Origin of the sequence: Gordonia sp. DT219 (assembly GCF_049847065.1) — a bacterium.
Lineage (GTDB): Bacteria > Actinomycetota > Actinomycetes > Mycobacteriales > Mycobacteriaceae > Gordonia.
This window is the reverse complement of record NZ_JBNCNR010000002.1, coordinates 229661-252654: the sequence shown is the minus strand read 5'-3', so window position 1 is coordinate 252654 and position 22994 is coordinate 229661. Positions and strand designations below refer to the sequence as shown.

Annotated in this window: 28 protein-coding genes; 18 read left to right on the top strand and 10 right to left on the bottom strand. The window is 66.2% G+C overall.

Annotation, left to right across the window (positions count from 1 at the left end; genetic code table 11):
- The first annotated feature begins 50 nt into the window (after positions 1–50).
- Complete coding sequence (locus tag ACPXB3_RS04595) at positions 51–1274, top strand: acyl-CoA dehydrogenase family protein (RefSeq protein WP_425706216.1); 1224 nt, start codon at positions 51–53, stop codon at positions 1272–1274.
- An 80-nt stretch (positions 1275–1354) separates the two neighbouring features.
- On the opposite strand, the gene ACPXB3_RS04590 is transcribed toward ACPXB3_RS04595, so the two are convergent.
- Complete coding sequence (locus ACPXB3_RS04590) at positions 1355–2137, bottom strand: alpha/beta fold hydrolase (protein ID WP_425726658.1); 783 nt, start codon at positions 2135–2137, stop codon at positions 1355–1357.
- A 112-nt stretch (positions 2138–2249) separates the two neighbouring features.
- Here ACPXB3_RS04590 and ACPXB3_RS04585 point away from each other — a divergent pair, with 112 nt between their 5' ends.
- Together ACPXB3_RS04585 and ACPXB3_RS04580 are read left to right on the top strand one after the other, a co-directional pair.
- On the top strand, positions 2250–3071 hold the full coding sequence (locus ACPXB3_RS04585) for a helix-turn-helix domain-containing protein (protein ID WP_425726656.1): 822 nt from the start codon (positions 2250–2252) through the stop codon (positions 3069–3071).
- Between the two features lie 536 nt (positions 3072–3607).
- The gene (locus ACPXB3_RS04580; protein ID WP_425726654.1) at positions 3608–5287 is read left to right on the top strand and encodes an alkaline phosphatase family protein; all 1680 of its coding nucleotides are present in this window, start codon (positions 3608–3610) and stop codon (positions 5285–5287) included.
- A 70-nt stretch (positions 5288–5357) separates the two neighbouring features.
- On the opposite strand, the gene ACPXB3_RS04575 is transcribed toward ACPXB3_RS04580, so the two are convergent.
- Positions 5358–5732 (bottom strand): hypothetical protein, encoded by a 375-nt coding sequence (locus ACPXB3_RS04575; protein WP_425706220.1) that lies wholly within the window; start codon positions 5730–5732, stop codon positions 5358–5360.
- Here ACPXB3_RS04575 and ACPXB3_RS04570 point away from each other — a divergent pair.
- Entirely contained in the window at positions 5731–6030 is a 300-nt protein-coding gene (locus tag ACPXB3_RS04570; RefSeq protein ID WP_425706221.1) for a hypothetical protein, read from the top strand. The genes ACPXB3_RS04575 and ACPXB3_RS04570 overlap by 2 nt on opposite strands.
- Positions 5924–6361, top strand: a complete 438-nt coding sequence (locus tag ACPXB3_RS04565; protein WP_425726652.1) for a hypothetical protein — start codon at positions 5924–5926, stop codon at positions 6359–6361. Before ACPXB3_RS04570 ends, ACPXB3_RS04565 begins: the two co-directional genes overlap by 107 nt.
- Here the strand turns inward: ACPXB3_RS04565 and ACPXB3_RS04560 are convergent.
- Positions 6315–7463: an NAD(P)-binding protein gene (locus tag ACPXB3_RS04560; protein ID WP_425706223.1), complete on the bottom strand. Its 1149-nt coding sequence runs from the start codon at positions 7461–7463 to the stop codon at positions 6315–6317. The two genes, ACPXB3_RS04565 and ACPXB3_RS04560, sit on opposite strands and share 47 nt — an antisense overlap.
- 252 nt (positions 7464–7715) lie before the next feature.
- Entirely contained in the window at positions 7716–8279 is a 564-nt protein-coding gene (locus tag ACPXB3_RS04555; RefSeq protein WP_425706224.1) for a TetR family transcriptional regulator, read from the bottom strand.
- Between the two features lie 163 nt (positions 8280–8442).
- Here ACPXB3_RS04555 and ACPXB3_RS04550 point away from each other — a divergent pair, with 163 nt between their 5' ends.
- The 3 genes from ACPXB3_RS04550 to ACPXB3_RS04540 all read left to right on the top strand — a co-directional run bounded on the left by ACPXB3_RS04550 (position 8443) and on the right by ACPXB3_RS04540 (position 10654).
- Positions 8443–9390: an SDR family NAD(P)-dependent oxidoreductase gene (locus ACPXB3_RS04550; RefSeq protein WP_425726650.1), complete on the top strand. Its 948-nt coding sequence runs from the start codon at positions 8443–8445 to the stop codon at positions 9388–9390.
- A gap of 111 nt (positions 9391–9501) precedes the next feature.
- Positions 9502–9828 carry a hypothetical protein gene (locus ACPXB3_RS04545; protein WP_425726648.1) on the top strand — a complete coding sequence of 109 codons (327 nt, stop codon included), beginning with the start codon at positions 9502–9504 and terminating at the stop codon, positions 9826–9828.
- Between the two features lie 145 nt (positions 9829–9973).
- Positions 9974–10654 (top strand): response regulator transcription factor, encoded by a 681-nt coding sequence (locus ACPXB3_RS04540; RefSeq protein WP_425706227.1) that lies wholly within the window; start codon positions 9974–9976, stop codon positions 10652–10654.
- 16 nt (positions 10655–10670) lie between these two features.
- On the opposite strand, the gene ACPXB3_RS04535 is transcribed toward ACPXB3_RS04540, so the two are convergent.
- Positions 10671–12095 (bottom strand): sensor histidine kinase, encoded by a 1425-nt coding sequence (locus ACPXB3_RS04535; protein WP_425706228.1) that lies wholly within the window; start codon positions 12093–12095, stop codon positions 10671–10673.
- A 96-nt stretch (positions 12096–12191) separates the two neighbouring features.
- Here ACPXB3_RS04535 and ACPXB3_RS04530 point away from each other — a divergent pair, with 96 nt between their 5' ends.
- From ACPXB3_RS04530 to ACPXB3_RS04515, 4 genes are all read left to right on the top strand, one after another.
- Positions 12192–12917 carry a phosphatase PAP2 family protein gene (locus ACPXB3_RS04530; RefSeq protein ID WP_425706229.1) on the top strand — a complete coding sequence of 242 codons (726 nt, stop codon included), beginning with the start codon at positions 12192–12194 and terminating at the stop codon, positions 12915–12917.
- Positions 12907–13713 carry a hypothetical protein gene (locus ACPXB3_RS04525; protein WP_425726647.1) on the top strand — a complete coding sequence of 269 codons (807 nt, stop codon included), beginning with the start codon at positions 12907–12909 and terminating at the stop codon, positions 13711–13713. The genes ACPXB3_RS04530 and ACPXB3_RS04525 overlap by 11 nt, the downstream gene beginning before the upstream one ends.
- A gap of 69 nt (positions 13714–13782) precedes the next feature.
- On the top strand, positions 13783–14469 hold the full coding sequence (locus ACPXB3_RS04520) for a phosphatase PAP2 family protein (RefSeq protein ID WP_425726645.1): 687 nt from the start codon (positions 13783–13785) through the stop codon (positions 14467–14469).
- On the top strand, positions 14466–14624 hold the full coding sequence (locus tag ACPXB3_RS04515; protein ID WP_425706232.1) for a hypothetical protein: 159 nt from the start codon (positions 14466–14468) through the stop codon (positions 14622–14624). Before ACPXB3_RS04520 ends, ACPXB3_RS04515 begins: the two co-directional genes overlap by 4 nt.
- 21 nt (positions 14625–14645) lie before the next feature.
- On the opposite strand, the gene ACPXB3_RS04510 is transcribed toward ACPXB3_RS04515, so the two are convergent.
- Positions 14646–15404: an ABC transporter permease gene (locus ACPXB3_RS04510; RefSeq protein ID WP_425706233.1), complete on the bottom strand. Its 759-nt coding sequence runs from the start codon at positions 15402–15404 to the stop codon at positions 14646–14648.
- A gap of 191 nt (positions 15405–15595) precedes the next feature.
- On the opposite strand from ACPXB3_RS04510, the gene ACPXB3_RS04505 reads away from it, so the two are divergent.
- Positions 15596–16639, top strand: coding sequence for an NAD(P)-dependent alcohol dehydrogenase (locus tag ACPXB3_RS04505; RefSeq protein WP_425706234.1), 1044 nt, complete (start codon positions 15596–15598; stop codon positions 16637–16639).
- Positions 16640–16693: 54 nt separating this feature from the next.
- Positions 16694–17524 carry a tat pathway signal sequence gene (locus ACPXB3_RS04500; protein ID WP_425706235.1) on the top strand — a complete coding sequence of 277 codons (831 nt, stop codon included), beginning with the start codon at positions 16694–16696 and terminating at the stop codon, positions 17522–17524.
- Positions 17525–17657: 133 nt separating this feature from the next.
- On the opposite strand, the gene ACPXB3_RS04495 is transcribed toward ACPXB3_RS04500, so the two are convergent.
- Positions 17658–18332 carry a hypothetical protein gene (locus tag ACPXB3_RS04495; RefSeq protein WP_425706236.1) on the bottom strand — a complete coding sequence of 225 codons (675 nt, stop codon included), beginning with the start codon at positions 18330–18332 and terminating at the stop codon, positions 17658–17660.
- Between the two features lie 114 nt (positions 18333–18446).
- Between ACPXB3_RS04495 and ACPXB3_RS04490 the strand changes: the two genes are divergently transcribed.
- Positions 18447–18602 (top strand): DUF6131 family protein, encoded by a 156-nt coding sequence (locus tag ACPXB3_RS04490; protein WP_425706237.1) that lies wholly within the window; start codon positions 18447–18449, stop codon positions 18600–18602.
- Positions 18603–18636: 34 nt separating this feature from the next.
- Here ACPXB3_RS04490 and ACPXB3_RS04485 read toward each other — a convergent pair whose 3' ends face one another.
- Positions 18637–19491, bottom strand: coding sequence for an alpha/beta fold hydrolase (locus tag ACPXB3_RS04485; protein WP_425726643.1), 855 nt, complete (start codon positions 19489–19491; stop codon positions 18637–18639).
- Between the two features lie 52 nt (positions 19492–19543).
- Here ACPXB3_RS04485 and ACPXB3_RS04480 point away from each other — a divergent pair, with 52 nt between their 5' ends.
- Positions 19544–19996, top strand: a complete 453-nt coding sequence (locus ACPXB3_RS04480) for a winged helix-turn-helix transcriptional regulator (RefSeq protein WP_425726641.1) — start codon at positions 19544–19546, stop codon at positions 19994–19996.
- 3 nt (positions 19997–19999) lie between these two features.
- On the opposite strand, the gene ACPXB3_RS04475 is transcribed toward ACPXB3_RS04480, so the two are convergent.
- On the bottom strand, positions 20000–20419 hold the full coding sequence (locus tag ACPXB3_RS04475; RefSeq protein WP_425726639.1) for a nitroreductase family deazaflavin-dependent oxidoreductase: 420 nt from the start codon (positions 20417–20419) through the stop codon (positions 20000–20002).
- A 119-nt stretch (positions 20420–20538) separates the two neighbouring features.
- Between ACPXB3_RS04475 and ACPXB3_RS04470 the strand changes: the two genes are divergently transcribed.
- Positions 20539–20976, top strand: coding sequence for a hypothetical protein (locus tag ACPXB3_RS04470; protein ID WP_425726637.1), 438 nt, complete (start codon positions 20539–20541; stop codon positions 20974–20976).
- Positions 20977–20995: 19 nt separating this feature from the next.
- Here the strand turns inward: ACPXB3_RS04470 and ACPXB3_RS04465 are convergent, their stop codons facing one another.
- The gene (locus ACPXB3_RS04465; RefSeq protein WP_425726908.1) at positions 20996–21805 is read right to left on the bottom strand and encodes an SDR family NAD(P)-dependent oxidoreductase; all 810 of its coding nucleotides are present in this window, start codon (positions 21803–21805) and stop codon (positions 20996–20998) included.
- A 478-nt stretch (positions 21806–22283) separates the two neighbouring features.
- Between ACPXB3_RS04465 and ACPXB3_RS04460 the strand changes: the two genes are divergently transcribed.
- Positions 22284–22958, top strand: a complete 675-nt coding sequence (locus tag ACPXB3_RS04460) for an MspA family porin (RefSeq protein ID WP_425726635.1) — start codon at positions 22284–22286, stop codon at positions 22956–22958.
- The last annotated feature ends 36 nt before the right edge of the window (positions 22959–22994 follow it).

Genomic DNA, 22994 nt, shown 5'->3' with positions numbered 1-22994 from the left:
GGTGAGAGGAAGTGTGGTCCCAGCGCGGTTCTGCCGGTTCCCTGCTCTATATGACCACGACTGCAACCTCTACATTGTCCCACGATTGGCCTGACACACCGACATCCCCCGAGGGCTGGATTTCTCGAGCTGGTGAAGTCGCACAGCTCCTCGCTGTCGACGCCGCCGCTCGCGACAAGGGTAATACCGCACCCCACGACGAGGTACAACTCCTCAAAGACTCTGGCTTGGTCACATTGCTCGGACCGGTCGAACACGGTGGCGCGGGCCAGGATTGGCCAACGGCTTACCAGGTCATCCGACGCATCGCTGCTGCCGACGGATCCATCGGCCAGCTGCTCGGCTACCACCTGCTCTGGTTTTGGGCGGCCCGCCTGGTCGGCACACCTGAGCAGATCGAAGCCGTGGAAACCGATGCGACGAAGAACAAATGGTTCTTCGGAGGCGCGGTCAACCCCCGTGACAACGATGTTGCGGTCGCCGACGAAGGCGACACCATCGTCTTCGACGGCAGCAAGACGTTCTCCACCGGCAGCCGCGTTTCCGACGTCACCGTCCTCGAAGGGGTCCTGACCGGTAGCGATGACCATGTCTTCGCCATCGTGCCGTCGAACATCAAGGGGCTGACGTTCCATGACGACTGGGACAACATCGGTCAACGCCAGACCGAGAGCGGCAGCGTCACCATCGACAAGGTGCGTGTCGACTGGGCAAGTGCAGCAGGATACGTGGACAAGCAGTTCCAGCCACGCGTCTACAACACCCTCAACGTCCCGACCATTCAGCTGGTCTTCGTCAACTTCTACCTCGGTATTGCGCGAGGCGCTCTCGAAGAGGCCGCGGCGTACACCAAGGAGAAGACCCGGGCATGGCTGCACAGCACCGTCGACAAGGCGATCGACGAGCCGTACATCATCGACATCTACGGCGACCTAGCATCGAAACTGTGGGCCACCGAGGCGCTTGCTGACGCAGTTGCGTTGGAAGGTAAGAAGATTCACGACAACGCATGGAATGTGACAGCCGAGGAACGCGGAGAGCACGAGGTGCGCGTCGCCGCCGTGAAGGCGCGAGCAACCGAGGTCTCGCTCGAAATCACCTCAACCATATTCGAGGCTCTCGGCGCTCGTGCGACAGCGAGCAAGTACGGCTTCGACCGCTTCTGGCGCAACGTAAGGACGCACACTCTGCACGATCCCGTCGCGTACAAGCGTCGAGAAGTCGGCCGTTGGGTGCTGACCGCAGAACTGCCTGAGCCGACATGGTACTCGTAATTTCATACCAACCTCGGCGCACGGTGGCGGCCTCGGTGAATGCGTATGCCGAGAGCGGACCTTGGGTCGAGTGCGGAGGGTCAGGTCGGTCCGGGCCGGAATCGCCGAAGTGCGTCGGCGAGTTCGTTCGGCGCCTCCAGCGGAATGAGGTGTCCGGTGCTGGGGATAATCGAGAATTCGGCGTCGGAGAGATAGGGCAGCAGGTTATCGCGGAGGACGGCGACGGGCTCGACCACGTCGTGCTCGCCGGCGCGCACGAGCGCCCGGACGCCGATCGTGCGTGTGTGCTCGGTGATGTCTTCGGCAATACCGTGCAAGGGCCACTCGGTGCGCGCGTCGTCGTCGACCCAGGAGCGGGAATCGGTCAGGACCTGCTCTGCAATCGTCTCGGACAGCGTCGTCGCGGTGAGGATTTGGTCGCGTGCGCCGATGGCGGATTCGTCGGTGTCGTACGCGTGGGAGAGTGACTCGCGGTAGGCGGGGGTGATCCCGGCAGGCGGCGCGGCGGGGCCGGAGGCGACGAGAACGATGCCACGTAGCCCGTCCGGGCGGGTTGCCGCGGCGACCTGTGCAACCTTTCCGCCCATCGAATGCCCGACGAGGACATAGTCGGTCAGTTGTTCGCGTTCGATGACCGATAGCGTGTCCTCGGCGAGTCGACGGAGCGCATAGGGCCCGGGGAGGTCGCGTGAGCGGCTCCAGCCGCGAGCATCGATGGCGAGAATGTCGCGCCCGGGGAGATGGTCGATCACGAGATTCCACGTGCGGGCCGAGCCGCCCCAGTAGTGCAGGAAGACCAGTGTCGGACCGGTGCCGCGGCGGTGGTCATAAGCGGGCAGCGATGCCTGCTGGAGTGTAGTCATGAGGCTCCTCCGATCGGTGGTGTCGGTGTGCGTTCGTGCTGCTTCCATTGGAACTCGGTGGTCCGGTGCGCGCATCGGCACGAATGGACGTCTGATGGTGGAAACTGGACAGATGTCGAGGATCAAGCAGATGACGTTCGAGCTCACCGGGCGGGGTACCTCCACGGTCGAGACGATGACCTTCGATCAGTTGCGCTCGATGAACGATGGCGGGACCCAACGCGCGGACTTTCATGTGGTCGCACTCGTCGACGGCGGTCGCGGCTCGGTCACGATCGATTTCCGCCGGTATCCGCTCGAGCGCCGGTCCGCGGTCTGGATCGCGCCCGGGTCGGTGCACCAATGGGACGACTTCGGTGACCTCGTCGGGCACCTCATCCTGTTTGTCCCGACGGCACCGGTGACGGCAGCAACCCGTGAGCTGGTGTCGGCCACCGATCTGGTCGCGTGGTGGCGTGTGTCGGCTGAACAGTGGCCGTTGATCGACGTCGCTCGTACCCATCTGGTCCTCGAGACCGAGCGGGCGTCGGGAAGCGATTCGTCCGAGCTCCCGGCGATCCTGTTGTCCGCGTTCGTTACCCGACTACGACGACCGGACCAGGGAGCGCACCCCACGAACCCGGTGTTCCGCGCATTTCGTGCGAGCGTAGAAGCGAACTTCCGTCGACATCACGATGTCGGCTATTACGCCGGTGTCCTCGGGTACTCGGCCCGAACGCTCTCGCGGGCGGCCTATCAGGCCACCGGCCGGAGCGCGAAGGCCTACATCGTCGATCGCATTGTCCTGGAAGCGAAAAGGCTTCTCGCCCACGACCGTCTCAGCGCGGCGAGTTGTGCTGCTGCCCTCGGCTTTCCCGACGCGTCCAACTTTTCGGTGTTCTTTCGGAAGACTACCGGTCTGCGACCAGGAGCCTGGCAGACTGCGACGACCTGATCCTCTGGACAGTGCCTGACGTCGAGGACATCGGTGAACAACATTCCAATCCTCACCGAAGGTGGCAATTGGCGATCACATGAGTGCGAAGCCACCTATCAAAGGCGAATTCAGAGGTGAACGAAAGAGTTGACATGCGGGACTCAGCAAACTGACCGAAATTCGCCCGAGCGCCGACCTGGCGCAGAATGGCTCAAGAATTTTCAGGGCTGAAGGCTGTCACGCACACCGGTTGCAGCGTCATGGCTACGAGCCTGTGATGAGTATGAGACCAGCCCATCACGAAAACCACTGCGTCCCAGGAGGGCCGGTACCAGCCGGCATCCGACCCCGGAATCGATGTCGGAATGTTGGCGCATCCTCGGCGAGAGGCAAGTACTTTATGCCGGTTTCAGTGCAAATGCCGGATATTTCGACCGGCAGGTTTCGGCGTGGTCGGCTTCTTCGGTTCCCCAAGAGTTCACCGCGCGTTCTCCGTGGCGGCTGGTTACGCCTGTTAACTTCCTCGAGCAATTCGAGAAACCATGAGGAGCGAGATGGGCCACAAGCGTTCGAAATCCAGAGTCCGATTAATAGGCGGAGCCGCCGCGATCGTCGCGACCGCACTGGTCGCATCGGCGTGCGGGTCCGATTCATCGGATTCCGCGTCGAGCTCAGGCGCTGCGGCGGCCGACAAGGGCAAGCACGTGCTCCTGCTGTCGGTCGACGGGCTACACCAGGCCGATCTCGTGGCGTACGTGGGCAAGCATCCCGACTCCGCATTGGCGGCACTCACCAAGCGCGGCACCGAGTTCACCAACGCGCAGACCCCGATCCTCTCGGACAGCTTTCCGGGCACCGTCGGGCAGGTGACCGGCGGAAATCCGCAGACCACGGGCATCTATTACGACGATTCCTTCGACCGCACGCTGCTCGCGCCCGGCACCACGCAGTGCGCCGGCGCGAAGACCGGCGGCCATATGGAACTCACCGAGGAGCTGGACAAGGATACGCACAGGATCGACGCGGGCCAGGGCCTCGCCAATCTGCCGGATTCGGTGGGTGGCATGACCGCCGCACCGCAAAACCTGCTCGATCCGGCGAAGCTCCCCGTCGACCCGAATACCTGTAAACCGGTGCAGCCGTGGAACCTGCTGCGCGTCAACACGATCTTCGGTGTCGCGCACGGAGCCGGCCTGCGTACGGCGTGGTCCGACAAGCACCCCGCCTACTCGATCCTCGCGGGGCCTGGCGACGGCACCACAATCGATGACCTGTTCACCCCGGAGATCGACTCGTCTGTCGACGGCACCGAAGACGGGAAAACGTGGGCGTCGGACAACGGGCTGACGCAGCGGTACGACACGTACAAGGTCACCGCCCTGCTCAACGAGATCGAGGGCAAGGACCACTCGGGGAAGAACTCGGTGGGCGTGCCCGCGATCTTCGGCATGAACTTCCAGTCGGTGTCGACGGCACAGAAGCTGCCCACCTCGGGCGGGCAGCGCGGTGGCTACGAGCCCGACGGCGTGACGCCCGGCCCCGTGCTTGCCTCAGCGCTCGACTTCGTGAATACCCAGGTCGGCAAGCTCCTCGACAAGCTCAAAGCCGCTGGCGCCGAGCAGAGTACGACAGTCGTCCTGACGTCCAAGCACGGACAGTCGCCGACGAAGCCGGGCGACTTCCGCCGGATCGACGACGGGAAGATCGTCGACGACGTGAACGCCGCGTGGGCCGCCGGACACCCGGGTGCGCCAAAACTCGTCGAGCATTCGGTGAACGACGACGTGATGCTCTGGTGGCTCTCGGATCGCAGTGAGGCGGCGCAGCAGTTGGTGCGCGAACGGCTGGGCGCGGCCTCCGGCACCGGCTACGACATCAACGGCAACCCCGTGCCCTACGTGAAGGCGGGCCTGGCCCAGGTGAAGGTCGGCGCCGATGCAGCCGCCTACTTCGGTGTGCCCGTCACAGATTCGCGTGTGCCGGACGTCGTGGGCCTCGTCGATCCCGGCGTGGTCTACGCGGGTAAGCCGTCGAAGATCGCTGAGCACGGCGGCAGTCAGGCCACCGACCGCGACGTGCCACTCATCGTCGCCGGGCCCGGCTTCGCTGCCGCCACCTCGGATCAGCAGGTCGAGACCACGCAGATCGCGCCCACTGTGCTCACCGCGCTGGGCCTGGACCCGAACCAGCTGCAGGCAGTCCGCGCCGAGGGCACCAAGGCGCTGCAGAAGTAGCCGGGCGCGCCGCGGTAGCGGTGCCGCGGGGTGGGAACATGGCCCACCCCGCGGTCCGGGCTGCCGCAAGCTAGCCGGCGCAGTGTGTTGAAGCCGGATCAGGACCGCCGGCGATGCGAGCGACGACTCCGTCGGTGATGTTGAAGGCGAGTTGGCCCTGTGGGAGTGTGACGAGATAGCCGGGTCGGGAGAACGGGCCGGTCTCTGGAATCGGCTGCGCGTCAGGATAGGTGGCGGTCACTTTGCTTTCCGGATCACCGAGGCCGACGCCCTTTTCACTGGTGACTGCCGGGTCGGAAGTACTGGTGCCCGCCGCGACCACACAACTGACCGGGTCGCCATCTACGTAGAGTCTGTTCTGCCTTCCCATCGACGGTCCACGTGCGCCGTCGCCGATGGGTACGAACGTCAATCCGGTTGCCGCATCGGCCTGCTCGACTGTCATGCCCACTTTCACCACGCCCAGCGACGTGGGCGTGATCGTCAAGCCGCTATCGGTCCAGGCGCCCGACGCCTGTTGCGTGGTGACCGACGGTATGGGGTTGCCGGTGGGTGTGGTGACCGACGGTGTGGGGCTGCCGGTGGGTGTCGTGGTCGAAGTCGGTGGCTCGCTCTCCGGTGAGCCGTCGGTGGAGCATGCCGCCGCACAGCACAGTAGTGCCGCACATGCGATGGCCGGCAACGTTCGATCCAGTCGCATGGCGTTCTCCTCGATTGCGTGGTTGCAGCGTTTCGAAGACTAGCCACCGACCGCCACATCCGACGTCGAACCGAACTGTGGAAGCGCAACTTTCGTACGTTCGGACGATATGGGCCGTACTTTGCGTTCTCGTCCTTGACGACAGAGGTCAACCGCCTAAAGATCCACGACTGCCGCGACTCACCGCGGAATTACGCACGGCGAGTGCCCAATTCGTCAGTCTGTGGGAGACCGAGCCCGAAGCGCCGATCCTCGAACCGTTCCGGCACAAGGTGATCGAGCATCCCGACGTGGGCCCGATCGCCGTCGACTGCGACACCCTCGTGACTACTCGTGCGGGGCCGCGGCCGCCGCTGCGACGAGCGCACTGTTGATCGAGATCTCCCCGCGCATACCCGGCGCCGCCACCATGTCGCCGACCAGATAGACGTCGTCGCCTCGTGCGACGGCCGGCCGGTCGTGCCAGGTCTGGCCGGGTAGGTCTAGGGCGCCGGTTCGGTCCTTGGCCACAGCTGTCCGGTGAAATGTGGTCCGCTCCCGTCGATGTGGCAACACTTGGTCGGCGAGGTGCTCGAGGCGCTGGTGCGCGGCGGCATGCGCTTCACCCTCGCGAACCGGCATCTGCAGCTGGTAGAGCGCTTCACCGGCGGGCGCCACCGAATCGTCTTGCACGCTATAGCTTTCATGGAAGCCGCCCTCGTCGAGGTCGAAGACGAGTTTGGAGTCGTGGCGATCCTCGGTGACGGCGACGTCGAGCAGGACGGCGTGGCCGCTGGTCCAGGTCAGCGAGTCGTCGCCGAGGAGGCGACGCGCGGCGGCGAGTTCGGTGGCCACGATCACCGGGCCGTCGGTCGGCAACGTGTCGATGCGCGTCGAGGCGTGGATGTCGACACCGAGTTCGGTGGCGCGGGCAACCATTCGGTCGATAACGGTCTGCCAGCCACCGCGCACCCACCGCACCGCCGGCGGGCGCGGCCCGAAGACCCGCTGGAACAGCCCCCAGACGAATGCCGCGGAGAGCCGCCCGGTGTCGGCGTCATAGGTGGCCACGCTGATGGCGTTGGCCATCTGACGGGCGGTCTGCTCGCCCCATCGCTCCGCGGCCCAGGTGTGGAAGTCGGTGTCGACGGGCGCCTTGAGGCCGGAGCGTATCTGGGCGCGCAGCACGCGCAGCGGCGGCACGGCCCGGAGGCGTCCGTCGGCGCGGAAGCGCAACAGCGAGGTGAGACTCGACGGCCCCGGCCATCCCAGACCATCGACGAATCCACGCGTCTTGAGCCAGGTGTAGTGGGGTCCGTCGGCGTAGAAGACGTGGGCGCCTTCATGTGCCACGTAGGGCGCCGGGGTGGCGCGACCGCGGCCGCCGAGGTGTTCGTGGGCTTCGAAAATCTTCACAGCAGAGCCGGTTTCGGCGCAGGCGATGGCGGCGGTGAGGCCGCCGATCCCGCCGCCGATCACGTTGATGCGTCGGGCCATGGGTGCGGTCCTTTCCCGGGGAATCGGAAACGAGCAGGCGCCGCGGGGTGCGGCCGGCGATCATCTCGGCGATGGCGCGGAATTGCCACGATTCGTACGGCGCTCCCGTTCCTGGACGCGTGCCGAAGGGCGAATCACACTGGGTCTGGCCGGTGCGACGATGGCCCCATCGGGTGCCTTCCGAAGGTGAATGCCTACTTGTATCGAAGCGTCTGCCGCTGTGATCCACAAGGCTGAGCCGCAACCCTGTGATCAGTCCGACAACAGCGCCGTGACCGCCTCGCGCACCAGACTTGCGCGTTTGCGGGGACCGGGCAGGTCGGCGACCGCGCTGAGCTCGTCGGTGAGGTCGGTCCACACCGCGGCGAGCTGCAGCACCAACGCCAGGAGAACGGCAGGCGGATAGCGGCGCGTGAGTCGGCCGTCGGCCTGCGCGCGGGCGATCTCGTCGACCTTGTGCCGACTGCTGCCGAGGACGGCGTCGACGAGGGGAGCGTTGCCGCGTTCGAGCCGGTGCCACGTCGCGAGGCGCTTGATGTCGGGATACTTCGCATAGCGCGCCACGAGTTTGGCGGCGTAGCCGGGAAGGTCGTCTACATCGATGGGCAGCGTCGCCGCCGTGCTGTCGACGATGTCGGTGAGCACCGCGTCGAACAGCTTTTCCTTGCTGCCGAAGTAGTGGTAGATCTGCGCCTTGTTGCTCTCGGCGTTCGTCGCGATGCGATCGACTCTCGCTCCGGCGATTCCGTGGGTGGCGAATTCCGCGCGGGCCGCCGACAGGAGACGGGCCCGGGTGGCCGCGGCGTCTCTGATCATCACCACAGACTAGCAACTGACCATTCGGTTGATTCGCATCCGACGCAGGGCTACTCTTGACCTATCCGATCAGCTAACCGGTTAGTTGACTCGCGTCGTAGGAGAACATCACCGTCCGCACTCGCGGACCGATCACCCTTGCCCCACTCCGGATAGAGGAACCATGACCGCTCTGATCTCGACGCCGTTCGGCGCCGATGCAACCGCTGCCGACGTCCTCACCGGCGTCGACCTGACCGGTCGACGCGCCGTCGTGACAGGTGGGGCCGCCGGTCTCGGCCTGGAGACGGCGCGGGCGCTTGCCGCGGCCGGCGCGCAGGTGACGATCGCCGCGCGCCGGCTCGACGTGGCGCGCTCGGCGGCTGACGACCTCGCCGAGAGCACCGGAAATCCCCACATCGACGTGCGGAGTCTCGATCTCGCCGACCTGCAGTCGGTCGCCGACTTCGTCGGCGGCTGGTCGGGTCCGCTGCACATCCTGGTCGACAACGCCGGGGTGATGGCCACGCCGTTCCAGCGCACGGCCCAGGGGCACGAGCTGCAGTTCGGCACCAACCACCTCGGTCACTTCGCGCTGACCGTCGGGCTGTACGGCGCACTCGCAGCCGCCGACGGGGCGCGCGTGGTGGTGGTGAGTTCGGTGGGCCACATCAACGGCGGAATCGACTTCGAGGACATCGACTTTCACGAACGGCACTACGACCCGTGGCTCGCCTACGCCCAGTCGAAGACCGCGAATGTGCTCTTCGCCGTGGAGGCTGCTCGCCGCTGGGCAGCCGATCACATCGCGGTGAACGCACTCAACCCCGGACGGATCTGGGGTACGGGCCTGTCGCGGTATGTGGACACACCGCCGGAATCCTTCGATCCGTCGGCCGCGACCGGGGTGTCGGTGAAGACCGTCGAGCAAGGCGCGGCGACATCGGTCCTGCTGGCGGCGTCGCCACTCGTCGACGGCGTCACCGGCCGGTACTTCGAGGACTGTCAGGAAGCGGAGTCGCATCAGGACGGCGTCCGGCGCGGTGTCGCGGCGTACGCCCTCGACATCGAAGACGCTCGTCGGCTCTGGGACCTGTCGGTCGGGATGACGGCGCGGCCCGTACGCAGTTAGCGCCATCCGCCGGATCGTTCTCAGCGCAACTCAGCGTCTCCACAAGGTGCGGTGGCGACGCTGGATTCGGGTCCTCCACTCGGGATGGCCCGAAAGATCAAGGAGGACAGCATGACAGAACACAGGAAAGTCGGCCGTGTTCGTCGCTTGGCCGTGGGCGTCGGAGCGGCGGCGATACTCGCGGTGGGCACCGGATTCGGGGTGGCTCATGCGATGACGAGCGCGCCACCGGCCGCGAGCCCGACGGTGGGATCGTCGGTGGACCGGCCTGAGCCCGGCGACGTACCCGACGTCGGCAACCACCCCGATGGATCGGGTCACGACGCCACAGTCGATCGCGGCGGACCCGCGGACCAGCACGAACTCGGGGATCGGCCCGATTCGTCCGGTCAACCGGATCCGGCGGAGCCCGGGGACACCCCGGACACAACCGGATAGGCAAGGCAAGGGTCTCGGCGGTGTCATGGCTTGGCACCGCCGAGGCCCAATGGCGTCGATCGGATGCGGTGAACCCGAGTAACGTGCCCTCGGGACGCTTCGGTCGGTCGATGGGAAATACCCGGACAAGGGTGGTGCAGGCGGCGTGCGTGTTCTCGTGGTCGACGATGATCAGAATTTCGCCGAGACGGTGCGGCGGATGATGGTGGCCGAGGGCTGGGTGGTCGACGTCGTGCACGACGGGGCCACCGGCTTCGAGAAGGCGAGCACCGAGCGATTCGATGTGGTGGTCCTCGACATCATGATGCCCGGGCGCAACGGGTACGAGGTGGTGCGGGATCTGCGGGCCGCCGGGGTGTGGACCCCGGTGCTGATGTTGACGGCCAAAGACGGTGACTACGACCAGGCCGACGCATTCGATTTCGGCGCGGACGATTACCTGACGAAGCCGTTCTCGGTCGTGGTGCTGATCGCGCGGATGCGTGCGCTGGCGCGTCGCGGAGCACCAGAACGGCCGGCCGTGCTGACCGCCGGATCATTGTCGCTGGACCCGGCCGGGCATACCGCCTGGCGTCACGGGCAGGAGTTGACGTTGACGCCTCGGGAATTCGCGATGCTGGCGTTCCTGATGCGCCACAAGGGTCAGGTGGTGACGAAGGCCGAGATCTTGGATTCGGTGTGGGACATCAACTATCGCGGGGACGAAAACGTTGTCGAGGTGTACGTCAGCTATCTGCGGCGACGGATCGACGCACCCTTCGGGTGCAAGGCGATCGAGACGGTTCGCGGTGTCGGCTACCGACTGGCCGCAGACGGCGGCGGTTGAAGTCTGACAACCGAATTCACTCCTCGTGCAGCGCAACAGGATCGTCGCGGGTGGCATCGGGCCAGGCGGCGACCGGCAGGGCGAAGCCGATGGCCGCGCCGCCTGCGGGTGAGTCGCCCACGATCACCTCACCGTGATGCGCCCGGATGATCTCGGTGACGATCGCCAGACCCAGGCCGGACCCGCCGTGACGTTCCCGGGCGGTGTCGAGGCGCACGAATCTTTCGGCGACTCTGGGTTTGTCGGCGTCGGGTATCCCGGGGCCGTCGTCGGCGACGGTGACCGATACCTGGGTTCCGGCGTCGTCGAGTGTCATCGAGAATCCCAGACGATCGCGGGCGTGGTGGGTGGCGTTGTCGGCGATGTTGCGGAGCGCACGCGCGAGCTTTTCGGGGTCGCCGCGGACGCGGACGGCGACGATGTGCGCGTCGATCGTGAACCGGCCCAACGATTCGAGTCGGGTGATCTCTGCGCTGACGATCTCGTCGAGGTCGACGTCGGTGACCTGCAGGGGCACACCGCTTTCGTCGGCGCGCGCGAGCAGTAGCAGATCCGACACCATCGACTGCAGGCGAAGCGCTTCCGGCATCATCACGGTATTGACGGTGTCGGGGTCGATGGGCTGGCCGGTGGCACGCGCGAGGTCGAGCAGACCGACCAGGGTGGCCAGTGGACTGTTGAGTTCGTGCGACGCGTCGTTGACGAACTGCACCTGTCGAGCCCTGGCCGTGTCGAGGCGATCGAGCATCGCGTTCATCGTGCTGGCGAGCGTGGCGATCTCGTCGCCGGTGGCAGGTTCGGGGACACGGTGATTCACGCCCTCACCGGAGATCTCCTCGACCTGGCGGCGGATATCCTCCACCGGCGCGAGCGCGCGGCCGACAAAGTAGTAGGTCAGTATCGCGATACCGATCACGATGATCGGGAACACGATGCAACACATGAGTCCGACGACGAGCACCAGCCAGTCGATCGGTCGTTCCAGCGCACCGACCTCGATCGTCACCGGACCATCGGGTGTGTGCACTCCGAGGACGGTGCCCCGATATTCCGGTCCGTTCGGCGTGGTGGTCGCGCCGTCGACGATGGCCGATTCGCCGACGGGAACGGCCGGGGCCAGCCGCGCGGTGGGGGTCGGGCTGCTGCTCAACTGAACTCGGCCGGCCGCGTCGACGATCTGCACAAGGTTGATGTCGCGGGTGGGCGCGAGCAGTGACCTGTCGACGCCGCGGACGCCTTCGGTGGAGAGCACATCGGCGATCTGATGGGCGCGTGAGGTTGTCGCGCCGTCGGCCGAACGCAGCAAGATCTGGTGGATGGCGACGACGAGGATCACCGCGGCGATACCGAGCGCGAGCGTGACCAAGGCGGTGGCGAGCAAGGTCAGCCTGGCCCGGACAGGTCGTAGTCGACGACTCAACCAGTGGGGCACGCGAAGCATTCGGGCGTGCATCCTTTGACAGTAGCCATCGGCGCCCCTGCGCGATCCATCGTCCAACTCAGCGTTCCCTAAGGAACGCCGGGTGAGGATGCAGGCGTGCAATCGGGAACCAGTCAGCGCCTGTGCGCCGGAATCCTCCTATTGGCGGTGTGCCTGGCGGGAGTCGGCTTGGCGTATCGCGGTGGACCCATCGGGATCGATCAGCCGGTGATGACATGGATGGCCGGGCATCAGCGCAATTCCCTTGTCCCACTGGTATCTGCGTTGTCCGATGTGTTCAGCCCGATCGCGGTCGTCGGGTGGACGGTCCTCATCGCGGTGGCATTGTTCATCCGCGACCGGGCGGTGGGTCGGCCATTGGCGATCATCGGAGCCGTCGCCACGGCCGGTGTCGTCACCGAGATCGTGAAACTCGTTGTCGCACGGCCGCGTCCGCCGATGGCCTATCACGCGGGCGTCAGCGAGATGACGTATTCCTATCCGTCCGCGCATGTCACCGGAACCACCGCGCTGACGGTCACCGCGGCGCTGATCGTCTCCGCCGGGGCGCACCGCTACGTCCGGGCCGTGGCCCTCGGTCTGGCAACGGCGATCAGCGTTCTGGCTGCGGCGACACGGCTGTACCTCGGTGTGCATTGGTGCTCCGACGTTGTTGCGGCATTCGCGGTCGGCGTGGCATCGGCCCTGGTGGTCCCCGCCGCCGCGGATGCGCTCATGAACGACCTCCGCCGCCGACGACCTGCCGGGCTGCCCCAATGGTTCACCTCACCCTCAACATCCTCGACGTCCTCGACGAAAGACGGTGTCAAACATGTTCACTAGCACCACGGGCGCGGGCCTGGGTACGCGGGCGCTGAGTAAGGTCCCCGAGGTCACGATCTACTTCTGGGTGATCAAGATCCTCGCGACCACGGTGGGCGAGACCGCCGCCGACTATCTCAACATGACCTTGGGTCTCGGACTGCGGTCGACCACCGTCGTCGCCGTCGTCCTGCTCGTGATCACCCTGGCGGCACAATTCATGGTCAGCCGCTACATTCCGGCGCTGTACTGGTGGACTGTGCTGTTGATCAGCGTCACCGGGACCCTGATCACCGACAACCTGACCGACGCGCTCGGGGTGCCGTTGGCGGTGACGACCATCGTGTTCGCGATCGCGTTGGTGGTGGTCTTCACGGGGTGGTACCTCAGCGAAGGCACCTTGTCGATTCATTCGATCCGTACCCGCCGCCGCGAGGCGTTCTACTGGTTGGCGATCCTGGTGACGTTCGCTCTCGGCACCGCAGCCGGTGATCTGATCTCCGAGAAGCTGGCGCTGGGATACCTCACCTCATTGATCATCTTCGCGGCCGCGATAGCCGTGATCACAGTCGGCCACTATTGCCTCGCTCTCAACGCGGTGGTCGCGTTCTGGGCGGCCTACATCGTGACCCGTCCGCTCGGCGCGTCGTTGGGAGACCTGCTGACCCAGCCGCGATCCGACGGTGGGCTCGGGGTGGGGACAACGCTGACCAACGTGGTCTTCTTCGTCGTCATCATCGTGCTCGTCGGCTACCTCAGTGTGACGAAGATCGACCGCATCGAGCAGCGGGCCGCGAGCGGTCCGCAAGCCGGGTGACGGGACGAGCCCAGCCGTGGCCGGAGTCGACTCAGCGTCCGTTAAGCACTCCCGGAGCACGGTGACGGGATGAGTAACAGCGCATACCGGTGGATGGTGGCCGTTCCGGCTTTTGTGGTGGTGGCAGCGTTCGGGGTGTACCTCGGCACAACCCACGGCGCCCCCACCGCGCTGGACAGGTCGGTGATGGACACCGTCACCGGTCTTCGGACGCCGACGCTCACATCGGTGATCAAGGACGTGACGGTCATCTTCAGTCCGGTCGCGGTCACGATCTGGACCGCTCTGCTCGCAGCCGTGCTGGTGTGGCGTGACAGGTCGCTGGTGCGAGCCCTGCCGGTGGTGGCCACGGTGGCCGCCGCGGGAATCGTCGGGGAGGCCATCAAACTCGCCGTCAGCCGGCCGCGCCCACCGGCGATCGATCAGCTCGGCGCGGTGGAGGCCACGTACTCCTATCCGTCCGGCCACGTGATGGGGACGACGGCCCTGGTGGCGGCGGCGGTATCGGTGTGCGCCGCATCGGTGGGTGCGCGGGTTGCTGCGGGCTGTCTGGCCGCGGCGACGGTGGTGGTGTGCGCGGCGACGCGGCTCTACCTCGGCGCGCACTGGGTGACCGATGTGCTCGCCGCGATCTGCGTCGGCGTGGGGGTGGCACTGGTCGTCCCGGTTGTTCTCGCCGCCGTAATCGGTCGATTGGCGCCGCATCTACCGGCGTGGGTCGGTGTGCCCGCCGCGAATGCCGGGAGCAAGGCATGACCGCTCGGCACGTCGCGATCACCGTGGGCGGTGTACTCGTCGCGGTGGGGCTCCTGCTGCTGGGCTACCTGCTCACCCCGCACCACATGGACGGTGACTGGTTACCCGACACCGCCGGATGGGTTGCCACACAACGGCATTTCGGGCATCACTGACAAACGTCATCGTGCCGGCACTCAGACCATGTCGTGCGCGACCAGCTCGACGGTCACGGCGACGGCGATCGCGCTGACCGCCAGCAAGGCGATCAGCACGAACAGTTGCATCACCGCGGCGGTGGTCGTCGACGCGCCGCCGAGCACCATTCCGACGAAGGCCCCGGGTATGGTCACGAGCCCGACCGAGCGGGTTTGGTCGAGTCCTGGAATGAGGGCGGTCGACGCGGCGGTGCGGATGATCTCGAGACGGGCGTCCCGTTCACTGAAGCCGAGTGAGCGGGCCGCATCCACCTCTCCATGGCGCGTGCGCAACTCGTCGTCGGCGCGTCGCCCGGCGAGCGAGGTCGTGTTCATCGCACCACCGAACATGATCCCGGCCGTCGGGATGATCGCGATCCCGGAGGCCGGGATGACGCCGATGGCCACCAGGACGCCGACCACGACGATCGTGGGCACCGCAACCGGGACGAGACACGTCGCAGCAAGACGAATGCTTTTGCGCCCGTGGGCGATCCGTCCGGCCGAGGTCCACGCCGCGGCGAGCGCCATGACCACCACGAACAGTGCCGATGCCCACAGCCGGGTGATGACGACCGCGAGAATGGCTGCGAGCGCAGCCAATTGGATCACCGCACGTACGACCGCGACGCCGGTGTCGGCGCCCAGGCCGGAACCCGACCACCGGTTGATCGCCACGGCCACGACGACCAGTACCACCAAGACCACGACGAGCGCCGGGCCGACGTGGATCAGCACACTGTTCGGGTGGGTAGTCATGATCGGGTGGGGGTCTCCACGTCTGCACTCCTGTTCGGTGGTTCATGGTCGCTGAACTCCGAATTGGAGCGTAGTTCATGGTGGTGACACGCTGAACATATGCAAAACCCGCCATGTGGGGGTAAGACAGACAGAGAGGGGGCCTTGAGGACTGCAACCGCGAACTGCGACCACATGAAGGGCGATGTCAGATGAAGGCACTGCAGATAGTCAAGCCGCAAACCGAACCGGAACTGCGCGAGGTGGACAAGCCGACGCCGGGCCCCGGCCAGGTGTTGCTCAAGGTGACCGCCGCCGGTGCCTGCCATTCCGACGACTTCGTCCTGAATCTGCCTCCGGACAAGTTCGAGTTCCCGCTGCCGATGACCCTCGGCCATGAGGGCGTCGGCGTGGTAGCCGAACTGGGACAAGGTGTTTCGTCGATCGACGAGGGTGCCGCAGTCGCCGTCTACGGCCCGTGGGGCTGTGGTGTGTGCCACTTCTGTGCGCAGGGCCTCGAGAACTACTGCTCCCGCAAGGAGGATCTGGGCATCTATCCGCCCGGGCTCGGGAACAACGGCGCGATGGCCGAGTACGTGATCGTCGACGATCCGCGTCACCTCGTACCGATCGGTGATCTCGACCCGGTGACGACCGTGCCACTGACCGATGCCGGCCTCACCCCGTATCACGCGATCAAGGCGTCGTTGCCCAAACTGCTCGGCGGCAGCACCGCCGTCGTCATCGGTTCCGGCGGCCTGGGCCACGTCGCCATTCAGCTGCTGCGCCATCTCACACCAGCCCACGTCATCGCCCTCGACGTCACCGAGGACAAGCTGAAGTTCGCCAAGGAGGTCGGCGCCCAGGACGCCGTACTCAGCGACAAGGATGCGGTCGAGAACGTACGGAAGATCGTCGGAAAAGACGGTGCGACAGCTGTTTTCGACTTCGTCGGCTATCAGCCGACCATCGACACGGCGATGGGTATCGTCAGCACCGAGGGCGATGTGTCCATCGTCGGCCTCGGCGACGGCCAGGCCGCGGCCAAGGTCGGCCAGTGGGCCCAGCCCTACGAGGTGGCGGTACGCGCACCCTACTGGGGATCTCGCTCGGAATTCATCGAGGTTCTCGATCTGGCCCGCGACGGTGTCCTCGACGTCGCGGTCGAGAAGTTCACCCTCGACAAGGCCGTCGACGCCTATCGGAAGTTGGCCGCCAACGATCTGCGCGGCCGCGCGGTGGTGGTTCCGGAGTAGGACCGCGCACCACGGGCCCGAGGCCGACGGCTGCCGTCACGTACGGTGTGGGACATGCGTCGTTCCCTCATCCGTTCTCTGTGCGCCGCTGTCCTGGCCTCGGCGGCCGTGGTGTCGCTCGGTTCCACGCAAGCCCATGCCGCGCCGGGTGATGACGCGGTCATCGCCGCGACTCTCCCCGCCCGGCTGGCCGCGGCCGACGCCTACGCGGCGAGTCGCCCCGGCGGCACGGGCGTGGTGGTGCTCGATCGCACGACGGGCACCGTGTATGCCGACGGCCGGGCCGACACCCCGGTGTGGACGGCCTCGACCATCAAACTGGCGATGGCAACCGACCTGCTGAACCGGCAACGATCGGGTGCCATCACCCTGTCGGCCGCCGACCGCGCCGACATCCACGCCATGCTGCACAGCTCCGACGACGCCGCGGCCGACCGCCTGTGGTTCGCGTATTCCGGCACCGATCACCAGGCGTTCAACCGCGACTTCCGCGCATTCGGGATGACCGCGCTGCAGCCCCAGCGCGGTTTCAGCTCCTACTACCCATACTGGGGATTCCAGAAGGACACGCCGCGTGACATGGCCCGGCTCGTCGACTACGTGTTGACGCGAACCGCGCCCGACGATCGCCGCTACCTGGTCGGCGAGATGCGTGGGGTCGCCGCCGATCAACAATGGGGAATCCTGTCCGCACCGGCAAACCGGCTGCCGGGCAACAAGAACGGCTGGTCCGACGAGCGCGGCGGCTCGGTGATGAACTCCGTCGGATTCGCCGGTGAGGGTCAGCGCTTCGTCGTCGCGATCATGAATGACCTGGCCGGCCAAGGCGGTCAGGCGCAGGGCAAGGCGACTGTGTCCCAGGTGGCGCGTGATCTGCTCGGCTGACCGAATCCCCGGCGCGAGTTGCAGTTTCGATGATCATTGCGGCCGGACCCTGGAATAGCAACTTCGCCTGCCGCAACCTTGATATGAATTATGCTGGCGCCGGCCAGTCCGAAGTAGCTGCGCGTAACGCGTATCAGGCGATGGCGTGCCGCCCGGCTCTGCTGCCGCGGTAGGCGAGATCGCGGACGGTGCTCAGCCACTCCGGGAGGAAGTCGATACCCGGCGCGAGATTGCGGATCGGATCGAAATCCACATCGTCACCGACGAGGACGGTATCGAGGCGCAGATCGAGGACGGGTGTGAAACCGCCGGCACCGGTGGCGGTTTCGATGGTCACCGCAACCGGTTGCCCTTCGGTGATCGAGGAGTGCAACGCCTCCAGCGACACCTCGGCGGTGGTCGTCGGCTCGACGAAGCGGCCACGAATCCAGAACGGGGTGCCGTTCTGTCGATACGGCGTCAGGCTCGACACCATCGTCCCGCGCCAGTGAATGCTCGGCAACGGCAACGGGATACGTCCGCCCAGCGGTGCCGGACCCGAGAGCAACACGTCCCAGTACCGCACGTCGCCGGCGTCACTCGGTACTCGCAGGCGCACCGCGAGCCCGACGATGTCGGGGACCCTGCCCGGTAATCCGATGCCCTTGGAGATCCGCGCGGTGACCGGGCCGTCGCCGAACGGCAGCGACGACTGTCCGGCACGTGTGGCGATGCCGGCGCAGAAGAACCCGTCCGGGTGAAAGGCCCGGGCGTGTCGGACTTCGGCGAGCAGCCGGAACGGCGTGGTGATCAGCGAAGCAGGATGCACCCTCCTGGGTTGCCCACGACGAAGCGGTCCGAAACGGGGCACCGAGGGGTCTAGGGTGAGAGAGCTTGCAGCAGCGTCGAGCAGTCTTCATCCGCGTTCTTCGAAAGGCTTCTCATGATCATCCTCGGCGCCATCTGCCTGATCCTCGGGCTCATCTTCGGCATCCCGATCCTCTGGTCCATAGGCATCATCCTCGTCGTGATCGGTCTGATCCTCGCTCTCCTCGGGGCCACCGGCCGTGCGGTCGGTGGGCGCGCGCACTACTTCTGAGTGCGCTCGCGCCTACCTCACGCGGGCGGCCGGTTCATGCCGCAGATTCGGCGAGAAACGGGCGGATCAGGTCCAACAGGTCCGACGGTGCGTCCAGCGGCACGATGTGACCGCTACGGGGTAGGACGCGGCTGGTGAGGTGGTCGGTGACCGGGCGCAGCTGCCGAGCGGTCGCGTCCCCGACCACCTGCCCACCGATCGTCAGCGTCGGAACCGTCAGGCGTCTACGCGTCGTCGCATCGGTGATCTGTTCGGCACTGCGCGGCATCGCCCGGTAGTACTCGAACGCGCAGCGCAGAGCATCCGGTTCGCGGTAGGCGGCGACGAACGCATCCCGCACCGGCGGCGCGACCCCGGTCCCGTCGGCGGTGCCGGAACGAAGAAAGAAGTCGATATAGGCTGCCTCGTTACCGGCGAGCACCGTCTCGGCCAGGCCGGGTACGGCATGAAAACCGAACCACCACGGAGGTCCGGCGCGGAAGAAGTCCTCCGCGCCCGGAAGACGGCCGATCGTCGTCTCGATGAGAACCAGCCGACTGACGCGGTCGGGATGCTCGAGGCCGAGGAGGAATGCAGGCGGGCCGCCGGCATCGAGTCCCACGACGGCCGCCGACTCCACCCCGAGGGCATCGAGGAGACCGAGCATGTCCGCGGCGAGATTGCGGGCGTCATATCCATCGGTCGCCCGGTCGCTGTTGCCCAGCCCGCGCAGGTCCGGCGCGATGATCCGATATTCACTCGCACACTCGCCCATGATCGCGCTCCACACCCGCCAGGTGTGCGGAAACCCGTGCAGCAGAAGAAGAGCCGGCCCATCGCCGCCGAGCGCGACGTTGAGTCGGGTGCCGTTGGTCTCGACGGTCGTCTCGGTGATCGCCCGTGGCGGCATGGCTGCCTTTCGTGGTTACCATTGGATACCACATCACGATAGGAGACCACCGATGACCGCGGAAGACGGCACTTTTGCATCACCTGGTCACCCCGCCGAAACCGCCGCGCCGGACGGGCGCCGTGGTGATCTCTTCGACCCCGCATGCCCGACCCGGCAACTGCTGGACCGCATCGGCGGCAAGTGGACCTCGATGGCGATCAAGGTCCTCGGCGACGAGTATCCCGGGGAGATCCGCTTTGCCGAACTCAAGCGCCGGATGCCGGGCATCTCGCAGAAGATGCTCGCCCAGACGTTGCGGCACCTCGAGCGGGACTCACTCGTGGCACGGCGTATCGAGGCCACCGCACCACCGCGGGTGCACTACCGCCTGACCGCGCTGGGTATGTCACTCACCGAGCCGATAGCAGCCCTGCGCGAGTGGGCCGAAACCCACATGGCGCGCATCGATGCGGCGCGGATGGACTGGGACCGCGCCGAGGACCGTCAAAGTCAAAGAGCCTGATACTCAGACACGTTCGAGGACGACGACGGGGATCACCCGCGTCGTCTTGGTCTGATACCCGTCGTAGGCGGGCCACACCGCGGTCATCTTCGCCCACATGGCGGGCTTCTCCTCGTCGGTGGCCACCCGTGCGCGGACCGCGAAGCGTTCGTCCTTGATCTGTACCTCGGCGTTCGCGTCGCCCTGCAGGTTGAGAAACCAGGCCGGCGGCGCGTCCGTGCCGCCCTTCGAGGCGACCACCAGGTAGGCGTTGTCACCCCACGGCTGGAAGATCAGTGCATGCCTGCGCTCCTCGCCCGACTTGTTGCCCTTGGTGAACAGGATGAGGATCTCGGTGCCGTTCCAGTGATAACCCTGCTCACCCCCGGTCTTCAGGTAGAGGTCGACGTGCGGGTTTCCGTGTAGTTCATCGACAGAGCTCATCTCTCCACCATGCCACCGATCGCGGTGGATGGCAGGCGGGTGCCGGAGTGGGGGACACTGGACTGCACGCGCGCGCCGATTGCATGTTCACGACCGTCGAACGAATGGAGGTGAGGCCGATGCTGGAACTCGAACCGGGATTGGCCGCATCGCTGCGCAAGATCGAAAGACGCGTCCTCGCCGATGTGCCGCTGCGGACCGGCTCGCGGCGCGCGATCTGGGTGACGATCGTGGTGCTCGCGGTGGCGAGCGTGACCGCGTGGGCGACCAGCGACGCCGACGGCGTCCGCACAGTGCTCGGTGAGGTCGCGGTCGGGCTCGGGGTGGCCGGCGCGGTCATGTCGACGGTCGCGGTGACCCTGCGTCGCTTCGGCTGGTGCGTGCTCGCCGGTGCGATCAGCGGAATCGCGGTCCCGCTGACGGTGCTCGGCTACTGGTCGACCCAGACCGGGCTCCGGGTCACATCGATCGGGTTTCTCGTCGCCGCGCTGTGTCACGCCGTGCTGGTGGGTAACTGGGTGCAATGCGCGCGGCCGCCGGAAGGCGTGCATCGGTAGTCGGCGGGTTCGGCGCCCGTCAGGACTCGTCGGTCGACGTCGGATCCCCGATGCCGTCGCGGCCGAGGGCCTCGGCCTCGTAGTCGGCGCGGACGGTCGAATCCCGCACGGCGTCAACCTGGTTGGGAACCATCCGACGCATCAGCACGTCACGCACTCGTTGCGGCAGTAAGCCGACGGCCCGGACCGCGGGGCCCACATACGACGGCAAGGTCACCTCGAAGCGCGGCTTCTCGATGGCCGACACGACCGCCGCGGCCACATCGGCGGGATAGAGCATCGCCGCCGAGCCGGTCGCCGTGCCCGCGGCGAGTTCGGTGTCAACCACGGTCGGCATGATCGCGGTGATGATCACCCCGCTGGTGCGCAGTTCCTCGCGGACCGCGGTCAGGTAGCCGAGCACGCCGTGTTTGGTGGCGGCGTAGGTGGCCTCGCCGGGTGGGGCGAGTCGGGACGCGGCCGAGGCGATGGTGATGACGTGGCCGCGACCGCGTCGCCGCATCGGCGGGGCGGCGAGCCGGACACCGCGGATCACCCCGTGCAGGTTGACCGCGAGCATGCGGTCGGTGGCGTCGTCGGGCTCGGTGTCGAACGCCCCGACCCACATCACGCCGGCGTTGTTCACCAGCACGTCGATCGGTCCGATCGACGATTCGACGGCGGCCAGAAAGGCCGTGAACGACGAAGTGTCGGTGACGTCGAGTGCAAATGCGTCGACGTCGCCGTCGATGTCGGCGGCGGTGCGTTGGGCGCCGGGCAGATCGCGGTCGCCGATGGCCACCCGTGCACCGGCGCCCCGCATACCACGGTAGGAGTGCGTACCTAACAGCCGAGTCGGAGTCGGGCTACGTGACCGTATCGTCCGTCGGCCAAGACGACGCGAGTGCCGCTGCGCATGCGCGTGGGCCGATTGGGTTGTCAGCGGAGGTCGCCACGATCGATGATGCCAGCAGTCCATCACAGGCCGATCAACGATGACGACGCTTGACAGGTGGCCTCGACTTTCCGCCGCTGCGGCTTGTGCTGGCGAGTCATGGCGGTAGCCCGGGCACGCTCCCATTCTTTTCTCCTTGCGAGCTTCCTGCTGCTGTTCTCGGAGAGCTCAATGCGTCCCCGTTTTCGGGATTGTTTCCGGTCCGGAAATCCTGTGCACCGCTCCTACCAGCGACTTGCGCAATCAAGAAGGCGACGGCGATCTTTAGGTTGCCGAATCCTGTGAGTCGTGCTTGGGTATTCGAGAACTATTCAGAATCTGGCATCGTCCATGCAAGTCGGTGCACTGACGTGTGCGAGGAGTGGCTCGAGAGGTGAGAAGCAGTCAGGAACAGCAGCAACCGGGGGCGACGGCGCGGCGTCGAGCGCTCACAGGTGCGTGTGTGGCGATCGCCGCGCTCGCATCCTCCGTGGCGGGTGTCGGGATGTCGGCCGCAAGCTCGAATGCGTTTGCTGATCAGCAGACCACGAAACGCACCGATGACGGCTGGGTCGTCTCGGCGATCAAGTCGCACGAGCAGGTACGGTCGGTACCACCGCTTAATCAATCAAGCTGGACGAGAGAAGGATTCATCTCCCTCAAGGGTGAGGGTGTCATCGCCGGTACCGGTTCGGTGCCGGTGCAGGCGGGCACTGTCGCGGCCGGTTTTCAGATCGGCTGCAACACCGACGTCACCTCGGGCGCCACGGTCGGGATCTCGGGTGGCCCGTCAGCGCAGATGAACATTTCCTATCCGCCGGCGGTGGTGATCGGCGCGACGGTCACCCCGAACATCTCCACGACATTGCGGCCGGGCACCATCGCCGACATCCCGTTCGGGTCGAAGAAGATGCAGACTGGGAAAGCCGGCATCACCGTCGACGGCGTGCATGTAAAGGTCGACGGCTGTCTGGGACCGGTCGCCCTACGGGCGTACGTGACCGTCAGCGTGTCAACAGCGTTGAACGACAACACGATCAACGTGTACGGCAAACCCCACTACCTCTGACCCATTGGTCTAGCCGGTCACCACGAGCTCGGCCAG

Coding starts and splice junctions, on each gene's coding strand:
- ACPXB3_RS04595 (WP_425706216.1), top strand. CDS start 51: ATGACCACGACTGCAACCTCTACATTGTCCCACGATTGGCCTGACACA.
- ACPXB3_RS04590 (WP_425726658.1), bottom strand. CDS start 2,137: ATGACTACACTCCAGCAGGCATCGCTGCCCGCTTATGACCACCGCCGC.
- ACPXB3_RS04585 (WP_425726656.1), top strand. CDS start 2,250: ATGTCGAGGATCAAGCAGATGACGTTCGAGCTCACCGGGCGGGGTACC.
- ACPXB3_RS04580 (WP_425726654.1), top strand. CDS start 3,608: ATGGGCCACAAGCGTTCGAAATCCAGAGTCCGATTAATAGGCGGAGCC.
- ACPXB3_RS04570 (WP_425706221.1), top strand. CDS start 5,731: ATGCCCACTTTCACCACGCCCAGCGACGTGGGCGTGATCGTCAAGCCG.
- ACPXB3_RS04575 (WP_425706220.1), bottom strand. CDS start 5,732: ATGACAGTCGAGCAGGCCGATGCGGCAACCGGATTGACGTTCGTACCC.
- ACPXB3_RS04565 (WP_425726652.1), top strand. CDS start 5,924: ATGCCGCCGCACAGCACAGTAGTGCCGCACATGCGATGGCCGGCAACG.
- ACPXB3_RS04560 (WP_425706223.1), bottom strand. CDS start 7,463: ATGGCCCGACGCATCAACGTGATCGGCGGCGGGATCGGCGGCCTCACC.
- ACPXB3_RS04555 (WP_425706224.1), bottom strand. CDS start 8,279: ATGATCAGAGACGCCGCGGCCACCCGGGCCCGTCTCCTGTCGGCGGCC.
- ACPXB3_RS04550 (WP_425726650.1), top strand. CDS start 8,443: ATGACCGCTCTGATCTCGACGCCGTTCGGCGCCGATGCAACCGCTGCC.
- ACPXB3_RS04545 (WP_425726648.1), top strand. CDS start 9,502: ATGACAGAACACAGGAAAGTCGGCCGTGTTCGTCGCTTGGCCGTGGGC.
- ACPXB3_RS04535 (WP_425706228.1), bottom strand. CDS start 12,095: ATGCTTCGCGTGCCCCACTGGTTGAGTCGTCGACTACGACCTGTCCGG.
- ACPXB3_RS04525 (WP_425726647.1), top strand. CDS start 12,907: ATGTTCACTAGCACCACGGGCGCGGGCCTGGGTACGCGGGCGCTGAGT.
- ACPXB3_RS04520 (WP_425726645.1), top strand. CDS start 13,783: ATGAGTAACAGCGCATACCGGTGGATGGTGGCCGTTCCGGCTTTTGTG.
- ACPXB3_RS04515 (WP_425706232.1), top strand. CDS start 14,466: ATGACCGCTCGGCACGTCGCGATCACCGTGGGCGGTGTACTCGTCGCG.
- ACPXB3_RS04510 (WP_425706233.1), bottom strand. CDS start 15,404: ATGACTACCCACCCGAACAGTGTGCTGATCCACGTCGGCCCGGCGCTC.
- ACPXB3_RS04505 (WP_425706234.1), top strand. CDS start 15,596: ATGAAGGCACTGCAGATAGTCAAGCCGCAAACCGAACCGGAACTGCGC.
- ACPXB3_RS04500 (WP_425706235.1), top strand. CDS start 16,694: ATGCGTCGTTCCCTCATCCGTTCTCTGTGCGCCGCTGTCCTGGCCTCG.
- ACPXB3_RS04490 (WP_425706237.1), top strand. CDS start 18,447: ATGATCATCCTCGGCGCCATCTGCCTGATCCTCGGGCTCATCTTCGGC.
- ACPXB3_RS04485 (WP_425726643.1), bottom strand. CDS start 19,491: ATGCCGCCACGGGCGATCACCGAGACGACCGTCGAGACCAACGGCACC.
- ACPXB3_RS04480 (WP_425726641.1), top strand. CDS start 19,544: ATGACCGCGGAAGACGGCACTTTTGCATCACCTGGTCACCCCGCCGAA.
- ACPXB3_RS04475 (WP_425726639.1), bottom strand. CDS start 20,419: ATGAGCTCTGTCGATGAACTACACGGAAACCCGCACGTCGACCTCTAC.
- ACPXB3_RS04470 (WP_425726637.1), top strand. CDS start 20,539: ATGCTGGAACTCGAACCGGGATTGGCCGCATCGCTGCGCAAGATCGAA.